The 14075-nt window shown below is 36.1% G+C and carries 13 protein-coding genes; 9 read left to right on the forward strand and 4 right to left on the reverse strand.

Annotation, left to right across the window (positions count from 1 at the left end; genetic code table 11):
• Nucleotides 1–51: 51 nt before the first annotated feature.
• From F0362_RS03230 to F0362_RS03240, 3 genes are read left to right on the forward strand one after another with little or no spacing between them, the layout of a single operon-like run.
• Nucleotides 52–1056 carry a FecCD family ABC transporter permease gene (locus F0362_RS03230; protein WP_000925227.1) on the forward strand — a complete coding sequence of 335 codons (1005 nt, stop codon included), beginning with the start codon at nucleotides 52–54 and terminating at the stop codon, nucleotides 1054–1056.
• Nucleotides 1053–2111, forward strand: a complete 1059-nt coding sequence (locus F0362_RS03235) for a FecCD family ABC transporter permease (protein ID WP_000760042.1) — start codon at nucleotides 1053–1055, stop codon at nucleotides 2109–2111. Before F0362_RS03230 ends, F0362_RS03235 begins: the two co-directional genes overlap by 4 nt.
• A gap of 12 nt (nucleotides 2112–2123) precedes the next feature.
• Nucleotides 2124–2945, forward strand: a complete 822-nt coding sequence (locus F0362_RS03240; RefSeq protein WP_001167946.1) for an ABC transporter ATP-binding protein — start codon at nucleotides 2124–2126, stop codon at nucleotides 2943–2945.
• 31 nt (nucleotides 2946–2976) lie between these two features.
• Here the strand turns inward: F0362_RS03240 and F0362_RS03245 are convergent, their stop codons facing one another.
• Nucleotides 2977–3708 carry a class I SAM-dependent methyltransferase gene (locus F0362_RS03245; protein ID WP_000885937.1) on the reverse strand — a complete coding sequence of 244 codons (732 nt, stop codon included), beginning with the start codon at nucleotides 3706–3708 and terminating at the stop codon, nucleotides 2977–2979.
• Between the two features lie 213 nt (nucleotides 3709–3921).
• On the opposite strand from F0362_RS03245, the gene F0362_RS03250 reads away from it, so the two are divergent.
• Genes F0362_RS03250 through F0362_RS03260 form a run of 3 tightly spaced genes read left to right on the forward strand, consistent with a single transcriptional unit; the run spans nucleotide 3922 to nucleotide 6604 of the window.
• Complete coding sequence (locus F0362_RS03250) at nucleotides 3922–5112, forward strand: glycine C-acetyltransferase (protein WP_000095899.1); 1191 nt, start codon at nucleotides 3922–3924, stop codon at nucleotides 5110–5112.
• Nucleotides 5113–5156: 44 nt separating this feature from the next.
• Nucleotides 5157–6122, forward strand: coding sequence for an L-threonine 3-dehydrogenase (locus F0362_RS03255; protein WP_000723133.1), 966 nt, complete (start codon nucleotides 5157–5159; stop codon nucleotides 6120–6122).
• Nucleotides 6123–6181: 59 nt separating this feature from the next.
• A complete protein-coding gene (locus F0362_RS03260; RefSeq protein ID WP_001189948.1) occupies nucleotides 6182–6604 on the forward strand; it encodes an NUDIX hydrolase in 423 nt (140 codons plus the stop codon).
• A gap of 36 nt (nucleotides 6605–6640) precedes the next feature.
• On the opposite strand, the gene F0362_RS03265 is transcribed toward F0362_RS03260, so the two are convergent.
• The 3 genes from F0362_RS03265 to F0362_RS03275 all read right to left on the reverse strand — a co-directional run bounded on the left by F0362_RS03265 (nucleotide 6641) and on the right by F0362_RS03275 (nucleotide 11078).
• A complete protein-coding gene (locus tag F0362_RS03265; RefSeq protein WP_001248838.1) occupies nucleotides 6641–8524 on the reverse strand; it encodes a vWA domain-containing protein in 1884 nt (627 codons plus the stop codon).
• A gap of 3 nt (nucleotides 8525–8527) precedes the next feature.
• Nucleotides 8528–9421 carry an ATP-binding protein gene (locus tag F0362_RS03270; RefSeq protein ID WP_000892990.1) on the reverse strand — a complete coding sequence of 298 codons (894 nt, stop codon included), beginning with the start codon at nucleotides 9419–9421 and terminating at the stop codon, nucleotides 8528–8530.
• A gap of 127 nt (nucleotides 9422–9548) precedes the next feature.
• Nucleotides 9549–11078, reverse strand: a complete 1530-nt coding sequence (locus tag F0362_RS03275; protein WP_000743022.1) for a cardiolipin synthase — start codon at nucleotides 11076–11078, stop codon at nucleotides 9549–9551.
• Nucleotides 11079–11415: 337 nt separating this feature from the next.
• Between F0362_RS03275 and F0362_RS31220 the strand changes: the two genes are divergently transcribed.
• The 3 genes from F0362_RS31220 to F0362_RS03285 all read left to right on the forward strand — a co-directional run bounded on the left by F0362_RS31220 (nucleotide 11416) and on the right by F0362_RS03285 (nucleotide 14056).
• Nucleotides 11416–11547: a hypothetical protein gene (locus F0362_RS31220; protein WP_000274356.1), complete on the forward strand. Its 132-nt coding sequence runs from the start codon at nucleotides 11416–11418 to the stop codon at nucleotides 11545–11547.
• Nucleotides 11547–11876 carry a hypothetical protein gene (locus F0362_RS03280; protein WP_001106413.1) on the forward strand — a complete coding sequence of 110 codons (330 nt, stop codon included), beginning with the start codon at nucleotides 11547–11549 and terminating at the stop codon, nucleotides 11874–11876. Before F0362_RS31220 ends, F0362_RS03280 begins: the two co-directional genes overlap by 1 nt.
• A 476-nt stretch (nucleotides 11877–12352) precedes the next feature.
• Entirely contained in the window at nucleotides 12353–14056 is a 1704-nt protein-coding gene (locus F0362_RS03285) for a putative bifunctional diguanylate cyclase/phosphodiesterase (RefSeq protein WP_000893352.1), read from the forward strand.
• Nucleotides 14057–14075: the final 19 nt, after the last annotated feature.

A 14075-nucleotide genomic window follows, 5' to 3' on the forward strand; every position in this document is an offset into this window, starting at 1 on the left:
AGTTGAAATACACTAACAACGTATCATTATACATTGAAGGGGAAACGCTGCATGTTATTAAAAACAAATCGAGCAAAATGGATTGGATTATTTGTTGGAATCATTGCAGTCGTTATTTGTATTTGGGGAAGTATTATTTTTGGATATACAAATACGAGTTGGAAACTAGCATTGGATGCTTTTTTCCATTTTAATGGTTCCAATGAACATATTATTATTCAAAATGTACGTCTGCCTAGGGCGTTAATTGCAGCTAGTGTTGGTGCTAGTTTAGCCATTGCAGGCTGTCTTATGCAAACTTTAACTAAGAATCCACTTGCTTCACCAGATTTTATTGGATTAAATTCAGGCGCTGCGTTCTTCATAGTTGTAGCAATTGTTATCTTTTCTGTGACGTCATTATCGGCTTTCACGTGGATTGCCTTTTTAGGAGCGGCAATTGCAGCTGTACTTGTATTTGCTTCTAGTTCTTTAGGAAAAGAAGGGACGACTCCTCTTAAGTTAACATTAGCAGGTGTCGCGATAAGTGCTTTATTTTCATCATTAACACAAGGGTTGCTTGTTTTAAATGAAAAGGCAATGGAAGAAGTATTGTTTTGGCTTGCCGGATCTGTACAAGGAAGAAAAATAGAAATTTTACTATCTGTATTCCCGTATTTATTAGTAGGATGGATTGCATCTCTTATGATGGCAGGAAAAGTAAATACATTGATGATGGGAGAAGATGTTGCAAAAGGTCTCGGACAACGAACAATTTTAATGAAATCATTCGTACTACTCATTATTGTATTGTTGTCGGGTGGTTCAGTTGCGGTTGCTGGCCCAATAGGATTTATAGGAATTGTAACTCCGCATTTTGCCAGATTTCTTGTTGGAGTTGACCACAGATGGAGAGTGCCATATAGCGGATTGTTAGGTGCAATACTATTAATCTTAGCGGATATAGCCGCAAGATATGTCATTATGCCACAAGAAGTACCAGTAGGGGTTATGACAGCATTTATCGGGGCCCCATTCTTTATTTATATTGCACGTAAGAGAGGGCTTAGCAAATGAAGAAGTATATCCCGTTTCGTATAGGAAAAGATGGATTCTCGTTTTTAATGTATAAACGAGCTAGTCTCGTCTTGGTGAGTTTATTAGTAATTTTAATAGGATTATTTTTTGCAAGTGCAGGTATGGGAGATATGAAGGTTGCTCCTTATGACGTATGGCAAGCGATTACTGGAAATGGCGATGCGATGTCAAATATGGTTGTAAATAAGTTTCGTATGCCGCGTATTTTAATTGCGATCCTTGTAGGAATTGCACTTGCTGTAGCAGGTTGTATTTTACAAGGGCTCGTTAGAAATCCGCTTGCTTCCCCTGATATCATTGGAATTACAGGTGGTGCAAGCGTAGCAGTTGTACTCTTTTTAGCTATATTTAGTGATAAAAACAATGCGCTAACAGTAAGCATTCATTATATGCCGCTCGCAGCTTTTGCTGGAGCGACGATTGTAGCGCTTTTTGTATATTTATTTGCATGGAAAAATGATGGCTTATCACCGATTAGTCTTGTTTTAATTGGTGTTGGATTTTGGGCGTTAACGAAAGCGGCAACAACGTTATTTATGTTATTAGCACCAATTTATCAAGCGAGCCAAGCAAATGTATGGATTACAGGTACTGTTTACGGCTCTTCATGGCAAAATGTGATGGTACTTGCGCCTTGGGTTCTCATTTTAACGGTAATATCCTTTATCGCTGCTAGACATTTAAATGCACAAGAGCTAGGGGATGATATAGCGGTAGGACTTGGTGTTCCTTTAACGAAGTCGCGTGTATTTATGTTATTACTTAGTACAGCTTTAATTGGTGGGGCGGTTGCCTTTGCCGGAGGGATTGGGTTTGTTGGTTTAATGGCACCTCATATTTCGCGAAGATTAGTTGGTTCTTTATACGGTGCATTACTCCCAGTTGCAGCTATTGTCGGTGCAATTTTAGTACTCGCTGCGGATTTAATTGGGCGCACAATTTTCACACCACTTGAAATTCCAGCAGGGGTATTTACATCAGCAATTGGTGCACCTTATTTTATTTATTTACTTTATAAAAGTCGGAATTCATAAAGGGAGATGAATATGCAAAAAGCATTGGAGACAAAACGTTTGACGCTGTCCTATGGTGAAACAATTATTATCGATGAGTTGGATTTAGAAATTCCAAAAGGTGAAATTACAATCTTCATCGGTTCTAACGGTTGTGGAAAATCAACTTTATTACGTTCACTAGCTAGATTATTAAAGCCAACAAATGGTGATATTTTGTTAGATAATCAAGCGTTACAAAGTATGCAAACGAAGCAAATTGCTCGTCAAATGGCAATCTTACCGCAAGGACCCCAAGCACCAGAAGGGCTTACAGTATTGCAACTTGTAAAGCAAGGACGTTATCCATATCAAACTTGGTTAAAGCAATGGTCAGAAAAAGACGAGGAAATGGTACAGAAGGCACTTGCAGCAACAGGTATGACAGAATTTGCTGAGCGGGATGTGCATGCTCTTTCAGGTGGGCAACGTCAACGTGCTTGGATTGCAATGACGCTTGCACAAGATACAGACATTATTTTACTGGATGAGCCAACTACATATTTAGATATGACTCACCAAATTGAAGTGCTAGATTTATTATTCGAATTAAATGAAACAGAGCAACGAACAATTGTTATGGTATTACACGATTTGAATTTGGCATGCCGTTATGCAGACAACATTGTAGCTATTCAAGATAAACGAATATATGCACAAGGTAAACCAGAAGAAGTTATTGACCAGAAGTTAGTTCGGGATGTATTCCGTATGGAGTGTCAAATCAGTACGGATCCGTTGTTTGGAACACCACTATGTATCCCGCACGGAAGAGGAAGACGATTAGTTAAAGAAGTTGCTCAAGCAATGAGATAACGAAAAAAGACGATGGGGATTCATCGTCTTTTTATTTTTTGCAAGAAAATAATAGAAAGAGGGGAATTCGTAAACGTCGTTCATATTCCTCTTCACTTTGAAAATAGGTTTGATTTGGTGTAGCTTCTTTTAGATTTATAATGGTAAATCCGGCTTGCTGTAATAATGTGAAATACTCTTCCGTTGTACGATGATATTTAATAACTTCTTGGTCAATCCATGGTTCAACCCGTTTGCCTAGTTTAAAATAATCATCGACGAACCAGCTCGTTCTTTTACCACTCGTTTGCAAGCTTTCAAATGAAGAGGTAATAACAGGATGTTGAACGCTAAAGATGAAGGTTCCATTTGTTTTTAAAGTTTTGTACACATTTTGAAAAATGATATGAAGATGTTCAATATAATGTAAAGCGAGTCTAGATGTGACTAAATCAAAAGTGGATGGGGAGTATGTATAATCTTTGAGGTTTATCAAATGAACAGATCCATTTTTATTTTCTAGTTGTTTTTTAGCTTTTTCATACATAAGCTGAGAGCCTTCAATGCCAGTGTAAGAGTGGCATCCGTTTTCTAATAATTCCTCGCCAAACTTAGCATCGCCACAACCTAAATCGAGAATTTGTTTTCCTTTTACATCACCAATGAGTTGAAAGAATGCTGGCTTTTCAATGGATTCATTGGGGCTATTTTCGCGGTATCTTCGTTTCATATATTGCTCAAAAAACGCTTCGTTATTATATACATCAGATTCTGTAAATGCCATGTTTGAAGCCTCCCTAAATATTTTTTTAATTCTATCAAATATGGAATGTAAATGATAGATTTCTTGTAATGAATCATATATAATTAAAATTTGTAAGCGGTTTCTTTAAACTATTTTTCTATAATAAATTCTGAAAACGTGTTAAGCTAGTAGAGGGATTATTAGAACTATTAAGACAATAATCCGCTTACATGAACGATGGGAGGCTTCACGATGTCTAGTAAAACACTTGCGAAATTTTTAGAAGAAAATTTAGAGGATTTAAAATCAAAGGGGCTTTATAACGTAATTGATCCGCTTGAAAGTCCAAATGGACCGATTATTACAATTGGCGGCAAAGAATATATTAACTTATCTTCAAACAACTATCTTGGATTAGCGACTGATAATCGCTTACAAGAAGCAGCGATTGGTGCAATTCATAAGTACGGTGTTGGAGCAGGAGCTGTTCGTACAATTAACGGTACTTTAGATTTGCATATTAAATTAGAAGAAACAATTGCAAAGTTTAAACATACAGAAGCAGCAATTGCTTATCAATCAGGATTTAATTGTAATATGGCAGCGATTTCAGCTGTTATGGATAAAAATGATGCAATTCTTTCAGATGAATTAAATCATGCATCTATTATTGATGGTAGTCGTCTATCAAGAGCGAAAATCATCGTTTATAAACATTCTGATATGGAAGATTTACGCCAAAAAGCAATCGCGGCGAAAGAATCAGGTCTTTACAATAAATTAATGGTTATTACAGACGGTGTTTTCTCAATGGATGGAGATATTGCAAAATTACCAGAAATTGTTGAGATTGCAGAAGAGCTAGATTTAATGACATATGTAGATGATGCACATGGTTCAGGGGTACTTGGAAAAGGTGCAGGTACTGTGAAGCACTTCGGTCTTTCTGATAGAGTTGATTTCCAAATTGGTACATTATCAAAAGCAATTGGGGTAATTGGTGGATATGTAGCAGGGAAACAAAACTTAATTGATTGGTTAAAAGTTCGTTCACGTCCATTCTTATTCTCTACAGCATTAACACCAGCTGATGCAGCAGCTTGCATGAGATCAATTGAAATCTTAATGGAAAGCACAGAGTTACACGATCGTTTATGGGAAAATGGTCGCTATTTAAAACAAGGGTTAAAAGAACTTGGCTTTAACATCGGAGAAAGTGAAACGCCAATTACACCTTGTATTATTGGTGATGAAGTATTAACACAAGAATTTAGTAGACGTCTAAATGAAGAAGGCGTATACGCAAAATCTATCGTGTTCCCAACTGTAGCTAAAGGAACAGGACGCGTTCGTAATATGCCTACAGCAGCTCATACGAAGGAAATGCTAGATGAAGCAATTCTTAAATATGAAAAAGTAGGGAAAGAAATGGGCATCATTTAAGTAACGACATCTTTTGAATAGCTTGCAAATGAGGAGTGGGGAAAATGAAAAAAATTCTAGTAACCGGTTCTTTAGGGCAAATTGGTTCTGAACTAGTAATGAAACTTCGTGATGTATACGGCGCATCAAACGTTATTGCAACAGATATTCGTGAAACAGATAGTGAAGTAGTAACGTCTGGTCCATTTGAAACGTTAGATGTAACAGATGGGCAAAAACTACATGATATTGCAAAGCGTAATGAAGTAGATACAATTATTCATTTAGCAGCTTTACTTTCAGCAACAGCAGAAAAAAATCCGTTATTTGCTTGGAATTTAAATATGGGTGGACTTGTAAATGCATTAGAAGCAGCTCGTGAATTAAACTGTAAGTTTTTCACGCCAAGTTCTATCGGTGCATTCGGTCCATCAACGCCGAAAGATAATACGCCACAAGATACAATTCAGCGTCCTACTACGATGTATGGGGTAAACAAAGTAGCAGGAGAACTACTATGTGATTATTATCATCAAAAGTTTGGCGTTGATACGCGCGGTGTACGTTTCCCAGGCTTAATTTCTTACGTAGCTCCTCCAGGAGGCGGAACAACTGACTATGCAGTTGAAATTTATTATGAGGCGATTAAAAAAGGTGCATACACCTCATACATTGCTGAAGGAACGTACATGGATATGATGTATATGCCAGATGCTTTACAAGCGATCATTTCATTAATGGAAGCTGATTCAAGTAAGCTAGTGCATAGAAATGCGTTCAACATTACAGCAATGAGCTTCGAGCCAGAGCAAATTGCAGCATCAATTCGTAAACACATTCCGACGTTTACAATGGATTACGCAGTAGATCCAGCTCGTCAAACAATCGCTGATAGCTGGCCAAACTCTATTGATGCAACAGCAGCAATGAAAGAGTGGGGCTTTAAAGCAGAATACGATTTAGACAAAATGACAACGGACATGTTGGCTAAGTTAAAAAAAAAGCTCACAGCTGAGTTAGTGATGAATTAATAGGAAGGGTCGATTCTTAGGAATCGGCTCTTCATTCTTTTTGAGAGGGGGAAAATAACATGCAAAGAGTTGATGTCGTATATGCACTAATACATGACGAAGAAACAGATAAAATATTAATGGTACATAATGTAGAACAAAACGTTTGGTCATTGCCAGGCGGGGCTGTTGAAAAGGGTGAAACGTTAGAGGAAGCTCTAGTAAAGGAAGTAAAAGAAGAGACAGGTTTAACTGCTATGGCAGGTGGACTTGTTGCAATCAATGAAAAATTCTTTGAAGAATCCGGGAATCATGCACTACTTTTTACATTTCGAGCGAAAGTACTAACGGGCGAGCTACATGCAGAAGATGAGGGAGAAATTTCTGCGATAGAGTGGGTGGAGCGAACAATCGCAAATGAACGATTCCCATTCTACGATGGAGGATTCGAGTCATTGTTAGAAGTAGCCATTCCATACAAGTTTCAACCAGAAACAAAGTAATTGAACGAAAAAAAGGAGCCAAAAGGCTCCTTTTTTCTATTCAATCGTCTTCAGTAATAGCTTTTTCAGTAGTGGTTTAATCTTCAATCTTAAATCTTCAGCATGATTTGCAACTAAGAAGTGATGATTATAAATGTTTTTCATTAATTGATAAGTCGCTTCTTTCGCTTCGCCTTCTTCGATGAAGATACCGATTACTTCCATACCACTTTTACGAGCGAGTTTCACAGCTTCATGCGTATCTAAAATTCCGTCTTGTTGATAGTCTAGGGCAGAAGGTTCACCGTCTGTGAAGACTAATAGAAATTTATGTTTTTCTGGTCTTTTCGCAAGCTTTTCAGAAACGATACGAATAATATATCCGTCGCGGTTATCTTCTTCTTCACGAAGTTGCATAATTTCTGGACCAACGTTTGGTAACGTTGAGTTTTTGTAATTTACAACCTCATGGATAACGTTCGGTTTATCTTCAGGTTTAGCACTAGAAGCATCTTCCCAAAATCCGCTAATAGCGTGCGGGATCTTTAAAGATTTCAACGCTTCATGGAATAAGACAACACTCTTCTTCGTTTCTTCCATTTTGTTATACATAGAACCAGAACAATCCACTAATAGTTGGAATGCAACGTCGAGCTCTTGCGATTCTTGTCCTTTTTTATAAAACATGCGCGGCTGCTTTTCAGTATAAATACGAAGGAATTTCTTCCGAAGTCTTCCGTAGTATTTATCACTATTTGCATTCGTTTTATTTTCAATCGTTTTTTCGATAATTTTCTTTAATTCTTTTACATCTTTATTAACGACTGATTTGATAGCTTGGTAATCTTTTTTCTCGTCAGGATTTGATTTGCGAGCTTCTTTAAATGTATGAGAGGCACCTACATTATACTTACCATATGCACCCTCGCTTTGGCTAGAAGCGTGTGAAGCTCTTGCTTCTTCTGTATCAGCACCATCAAAGTTGGATTGTGTACTTTTTTGAGAAGTACCTTGTACAGAACCAAGTGCTTGATCGCCATCTTCTGATTCACGAGCAGTATCACCCATCATGTTTGTTTTTGTTCCGCTTTCTAATTCAAAGCGTAAAAAGTTCTCGTTTTCGTTATTTTTATTTTCACGATGCCATGTGGAGAAGCTTTCATCCATTTTGTTTTTATTGTCATCGTCATCTATGAGCTGCGTATCATCATTTGCTAAATCTTCAACGCGGCAGTTCTTTTCATCTGCAATGACAGATAAATAAAGCGGAGCATGTCCGAAATAATTGTTAAGCATATCATTTTCAAGAAGCTCCTCTAAGCGGTAGCGAATTTTCTCAACGATATACATAATATCTTCGGTATTATGGGCTTGGAATGTCTCATGCAAAATTACTTCAATTTGCTCGAAATATTCATTAGTAAACATTTCATATTTATCGCTCGTTAATGAAAGGTAACATAGACAAAATAGACGATCACCGTGATAGTTACGAACGCGGTTTATTTCATTTTGTGAGCCGAAGTAATTGCGGTACATTTCTTTTCGGCGTTTAAAAATATGTTTCGTGCCAGGTCGTAAGTTTTTTACGATTTCCTCGACACGTAAATCTTCTAATAGAACAAATAATTGTGTTAAGAACTTCTTTAGGGGCGATTCTTGTAATTCAATCGCGTAAGAACGAATTAAAGCCATGTCCGAGTAATGTTTATTACCAAGTGCTTTTAAGAACACTTCGCTTTTTAATCCGATTACTGTATCTTCTTCTTTTCGATCATCCCAAAAGTGACTAATGACAACCTTTTTTTCAATTTCGTCGTAGTATGCTTTATAGCCATATTCAAGATAGGCATCGTCTTCTTTTAGAAGGGCATACATTAAGTTTTCCATTTGTAGAAACAGCGACGCATCAATTTTTTTGTCACTAAAAATTTGTCTCATGAATTATCCCTCAAAGAAATAACTTTCTGCTAATTCACGGACAGTCATTTGTTCTGTTTCATCATTTAATTTCGCAATAATGCTTCGCTCAATAGCGCGCATAACAGGAATATATACACCTAAATCGCATGCGTCGATAATACCACGAATACTTGCTGCTTCTTCACTTACACGCCCATCACGAGCTAAAGGCATAAGGTCGCTTGCAAATGCAACGAACTTTTCAATTGTTGCAACATCATTTAATTTTGATTCAGATAGTAATAGTTCTTTTAATGTGTCACCTTGAATATAAGGAACTTCAATAATAACAAAACGGTTTTTTAATGCTTCGTTTAGTTCACTTGTCCCAACATAACCTTCGTTAATCGCAGCAATTACGCGATATTCGTCATCACCGTATACAACTTCTTGTGTAAATGGGTTTGTAATCATTTTACGGTAATCTAGTGCACCGTGAAGAAGTGGTAACGTTTCAGGTTTTGCCATATTGATTTCATCAATATATAGGAAGTGACCGTTCTTCATTGCTTTCATAAGAGGACCGTTAACGAACGTAACTTCAGATGCTCCGTCTTTCGTTTGTAATGTGTTGTATCCTAAAATACCTTCCACATCTAAATCGACAGAACAGTTAATGCTATGCATTGGTTTTTGGAATAAAGAAGAAAGAGTTTCCGCTAGTACCGTTTTACCACTACCAGTTGGTCCTTTTAATAGAATATTTTTGCCAAGAAGAAGTGCCGTAATAGCATCTTCGATAATGCTGTTATCAGATGCTTTATATATTTTAGTACCGATTAAATGAGCATTTTCACCAGCTTCTTGTTTATTCTTTTCATGAATTGTAGAAAGCTGCTGTTTTAAATCAGAATGTATATGAAATTGTTCTAACATGTATTTCCCACCTAACATTATTTTCATAAAGTAATACATCTTATGATAACTTGTTTTAATATGGTATGCAAAGAAAAGGAGAAGGGGGAAATATAAAAGAAAAAGCAATCAATATCACATTGATTGCTTATAGTAAAGGAGAAATCAGTCGCATAAAGGACTCTAATATTCTTTTTTTGATACTTCTTTTTTGGAATGAGTTCCATTTAATTTCAGTAGAGTGTTTAAAGTCTTCTTCAAAATCGCGTTTAATATCATGAACGGTTTCTGATTCATAGAGTACGCTAATAATTTCATAATTTAATTCAAAGCTACGTACATCCATATTTGCTGTTCCGATTGTTGCAATTTTATCGTCAACGAGTACAATCTTTGCGTGCATAAATCCATCTTTATAACTGTAAATAGAAGCACCGGCTTTTAAAAGTGGAGTGAAATAGGATTGAGATGCTTGATCGCTAATAATACTATCACTCTTACCAGGATATAAAATGCGTACATCTATGCCAGATATTGCACTTAAGCGTAATAATGTTAAAGTTTCTTGATCCGGAATAAAGTATGGTGTAGCGATCCAAATAGATTTTTTGGCTGAGCCCATAACAGCTAGTAATGTATTACGAATACTTTTATCATCTGAGCTTGGTCCACTTGCTACGATTTGCACCGCACCTGTTGCATCCAGAATTTCTTTTCCTGGGAAGTATTGTCTATTCATAAATTGATCCCAAGAATAAGTATTCAATCCACTAGACGCATAAAGCCAATCTTCTAGAAAGATGGCTTGTAATTTATACAATGCTTTTCCTTCTATTTTTAAATGACTATCACGCCAAACAGGGAATTTTTTTGAGCGACCAAGATATTCATCACCTACGTTAAGCCCTCCGGTAAAACCAATTTCTCCATCTACAATGACGATTTTACGATGATTACGATAATTAACTGTCTCCAGTAACCAAGCTGAAAAAATAGGGTCAAATTCGACAATTTCAATTCCAGCTTTTTTCATAGGTTGTAAAAATCGTCGTCTTAACGTATTACTTCCGAGTCCATCATAAAGGAAGCGTACAATAACACCCTCGTTTGCCTTTTGTATTAAAGCATCTCGTACTTTTGTACCAATCTCATCAGATTTATAAATATAGTATTGAATATGTATGTGATGTTTTGCATTCTCGATTGCTTGCAAAATTTCTGAAAAGGTTTGATCGCCGTTTGTTAAAAGTTTTGTCGTTGTTCTATCTGCGGCAGGCCCGCCTCCAAATTTTTGTACGACTTCTGTTAAATGTATGGAACGTTCATGTAATGGGACTGTGAGTGATAATTCTAGTCGTCTTCCTTCTAATATTTCGCGGAATAATTTTCTTTGTTCTTCTGAACGATGGAGATGTTTTTTTCTTCTCCAACGGCTACGCCCGAAAATAGAGTATAAAAGTACACCTACAACGGGAAGAAGTGCTAATACTAAAAACCAAGCTAAAGTACTTTGGGGAGATCTATTTTCTATAAAAATAACGAATGAAATTCCTACGATTGTGATGGACCATAGAGCACCGACAAACGTATATAACGAAATAACCGATGTATTTAATAGGAAAAGAACGATAGATACGATTGTAAATATTAATAATAATTGAACGATAGGTTTCTTCATTTCTATATAATTCCTCTAATCTTTCTTAAATATAGACTTCTTAAATAGAAGATATAATCTGACATCCTTATTATAAAGTGTTTTGTTTTTTTTACAAAATATAGACATTTGTCCTATACTTTCCGCATTTGTCCTACATACAGTATATTGTTACGTTGTTATCCCGTTATTTGCTGGGTAGTAAAAATCCCATCTCAAAATTCGATGAGTGCAAGGAAGTTAGGCGGGAAATGATTGTCCATAAATGCCCGATTGATTTGGGCTAATAATCAGTGGGGGAGGGACAAAGCCCGCGCCGATTAAAATTTCACTTTATATAGCAAAAGGGATGAATAAAATGTATGGTCGTCCAATTGGAGGATTTGGTTATCCATATTACTCGAATTATGCTTATTATCCAGATTACCAACAAGATCCGTATTATTCATACAATATTAAAGTGAGGAAATTGAAAGGGAGAGGTGAATAATGAATTATATAGAAAATAACGGAGTGTATTATCGCAATCATCATGGAGGACACCATCATAATGGAGGACATAATCATCATGGAGGACACAACCATTATGATCATCACCATCATCATCACGGTGGTGGATGGGGCTGGGGTGGAGGCGGCTCATGGGGAGGCGGAGTTTTCCCAGGAAGTTTTGCGGGAGGTATGTTAGGTGGGCTTACAGCAGGTGCATTAACGGGTGCAGCAAGTGGAGGTTATTATCCAGCACCGTACCCAGTAACATATCCAGCACCATATCCAGTTCCATACCCAGGTTATCAGCAAATACCATATCAGTATTAAACAAAAAAGAGGTTATCCTCTTTTTTGTTTAATACTATATTTATTTATGAAATACTTCCAAAATAAAGGTAAAAATATGTTAATATTTTATTATTGTAATTCAAAAACATATATACCAATTTAAACTTTTATATTATTATTCGTGAATAGTTATATAGTATGTTCTAATGTCTATTTTGCTATTAAAAAGCATAGAGGTTAGACGCGAGTGGAATGAGTAGGAACAAGGGTTGCATAGAGCAAGTTAAAGGAATGCGGTATAATAAGGCAAGCTAATTAGGGAGATGAGAAGCTACTAATTATAATTGGAACGGTATTATATTGCTTTTTTTTACAAATAATATTATGTTATTTTAATCGGCATAATTCAAAATGTGATGTATGTAAAGGGTTATTATTAGAAAATGAAATATCTCTATTTCTATGAAAAGAAACAAGTTGTGTTTTAGTTAGATAGGAAGCAAGGAGAGATGCGCATGCTAGAACAAAGAGGTCATGCATTATATGACTCTTCATTGCGAGATTTAAAGTTAGCATTAGATGAGTCTTCAATTGTTGCAATTACAGACCGAAAAGGTCTTATTACATATGTAAATGATAAGTTTTGTGAAATCTCCAAATATAAAAGAGAAGAGTTAATAGGAAAAGATCATCGTATTTTAAATTCAGGATATCATCCGAAAACTTTTTTTCAAAACTTATGGAAGCGTATTTTGAATGGGAAAGTATGGAGAGGTGAAATCCAAAATCAAGCAAAAGATGGTACATATTATTGGGTTAAAACCACAATTGTTCCATTTTTAAACGAGAAAGGAGAGCCGTATCAATTTATCGCGATCCGAAATGACATTAGTAGTAGAAAAGAAGCAGAACAGAGATTACGATTGAGTGAAAGCCGTTATAGGGAACTTGCATATCATGATGCTTTAACGAGTTTACCGAACCGATTACAGCTAATAACGACTGTTAATGAACTGATTGCAGGGAAAAAGGAATTTGGCATAATATACTTTGACTTAGATCGTTTTAAATTAGTAAATGATACGTTAGGTCATATGATAGGAGATTTACTTTTAAGCGAAGTTGCTTCACGGTTGCATTATGTGTTAGGAGAGAAAGATGTTCTGGCTAGGCTAGGTGGCGACGAATTTGTGCTGTTAACAAATGAACATACACAAGATGAGATGCGGCAGTTAGCGACATCGGTATTGTCATGTTTTCAGGCACCATTTATGCTTGAAGGTCATGAAGTATACATTTCAGCTAGTCTAGGACTTTGTTCATATCCACAAGATGGACAAGACGTGGAAACACTATTGAAAAATTCGGATTTAGCTATGTATAGTGCGAAAGAACAGGGAAGAAATGCGGCGTGTTTCTTTACAGATGAGTTACGTGCAAAAATAAATCGTAGAATGAAAATCGAGTTTGCTTTGCAAAAGGCAATTCGTGATGAAGAATTAGATGTAGTATTACAACCTATCATTGATTTGAAAACGAAGAAATATACTGGCATTGAGGCTTTAGTGCGCTGTATGACAGAAGAAGGGCCTATTTCACCAAGCGAATTTATTCCAGTAGCTGAAGAATCTGGACTTATTATAAAATTAGGAGATTGGGTATTAGAAAAATCGTGTCGCCTGTTTAAAACATTACCGGATTACCAAGAAGGATTAAGGTTATCTGTGAATTTATCCATACAACAATTAATGCAGAAGCGTTTTATTTTGTCTGTACGTAGCATCTTAAGGAGAACTGGTTTTCCTCCGAATCGTTTAATTTTAGAAATAACGGAAAGTATTGCTGTTCGCCATTTTGATTATATTATCGCTACATTACAAGAATTAAGAAGTATGGGCGTATTAATTGCTTTAGACGATTTTGGAACTGGCTATTCCTCATTGTATTATTTAAAACAATTGCCACTTGATATCGTAAAAATTGATCGTAATTTTATTCGTGAATTTCATTATGATCATGCACAGCCAGAAAGAACGATTGTAAAATCTGTTATTGAAATTGCCCATAGTTTAAATTTAGCAGTAGTTGCTGAAGGGGTAGAAACGGTAGAACAAGAAAGTTTATTACAATCCATGGGCTGTGACTATGTACAAGGATTTTATTATGCAAAACCTTTATCCGTAGGAGAGTTAAAAGAAAAGTTAATTACGGATTTTTAATAGAAAAGAGAAGCTAAAA

The sequence above is a fragment of the Bacillus sp. BS98 genome, from assembly GCF_008432245.1.
GTDB classification, from domain to species: domain Bacteria; phylum Bacillota; class Bacilli; order Bacillales; family Bacillaceae_G; genus Bacillus_A; species Bacillus_A toyonensis.

Coding starts and splice junctions, on each gene's coding strand:
- F0362_RS03255 (WP_000723133.1), top strand. CDS start 5,157: ATGAAAAAAATTCTAGTAACCGGTTCTTTAGGGCAAATTGGTTCTGAA.
- F0362_RS03245 (WP_000885937.1), bottom strand. CDS start 3,708: ATGGCATTTACAGAATCTGATGTATATAATAACGAAGCGTTTTTTGAG.
- F0362_RS03280 (WP_001106413.1), top strand. CDS start 11,547: ATGAATTATATAGAAAATAACGGAGTGTATTATCGCAATCATCATGGA.
- F0362_RS03250 (WP_000095899.1), top strand. CDS start 3,922: ATGTCTAGTAAAACACTTGCGAAATTTTTAGAAGAAAATTTAGAGGAT.
- F0362_RS03260 (WP_001189948.1), top strand. CDS start 6,182: ATGCAAAGAGTTGATGTCGTATATGCACTAATACATGACGAAGAAACA.
- F0362_RS03275 (WP_000743022.1), bottom strand. CDS start 11,078: ATGAAGAAACCTATCGTTCAATTATTATTAATATTTACAATCGTATCT.
- F0362_RS03270 (WP_000892990.1), bottom strand. CDS start 9,421: ATGTTAGAACAATTTCATATACATTCTGATTTAAAACAGCAGCTTTCT.
- F0362_RS03240 (WP_001167946.1), top strand. CDS start 2,124: ATGCAAAAAGCATTGGAGACAAAACGTTTGACGCTGTCCTATGGTGAA.
- F0362_RS03265 (WP_001248838.1), bottom strand. CDS start 8,524: ATGAGACAAATTTTTAGTGACAAAAAAATTGATGCGTCGCTGTTTCTA.
- F0362_RS03230 (WP_000925227.1), top strand. CDS start 52: ATGTTATTAAAAACAAATCGAGCAAAATGGATTGGATTATTTGTTGGA.
- F0362_RS03285 (WP_000893352.1), top strand. CDS start 12,353: ATGCTAGAACAAAGAGGTCATGCATTATATGACTCTTCATTGCGAGAT.
- F0362_RS03235 (WP_000760042.1), top strand. CDS start 1,053: ATGAAGAAGTATATCCCGTTTCGTATAGGAAAAGATGGATTCTCGTTT.
- F0362_RS31220 (WP_000274356.1), top strand. CDS start 11,416: ATGTATGGTCGTCCAATTGGAGGATTTGGTTATCCATATTACTCGAAT.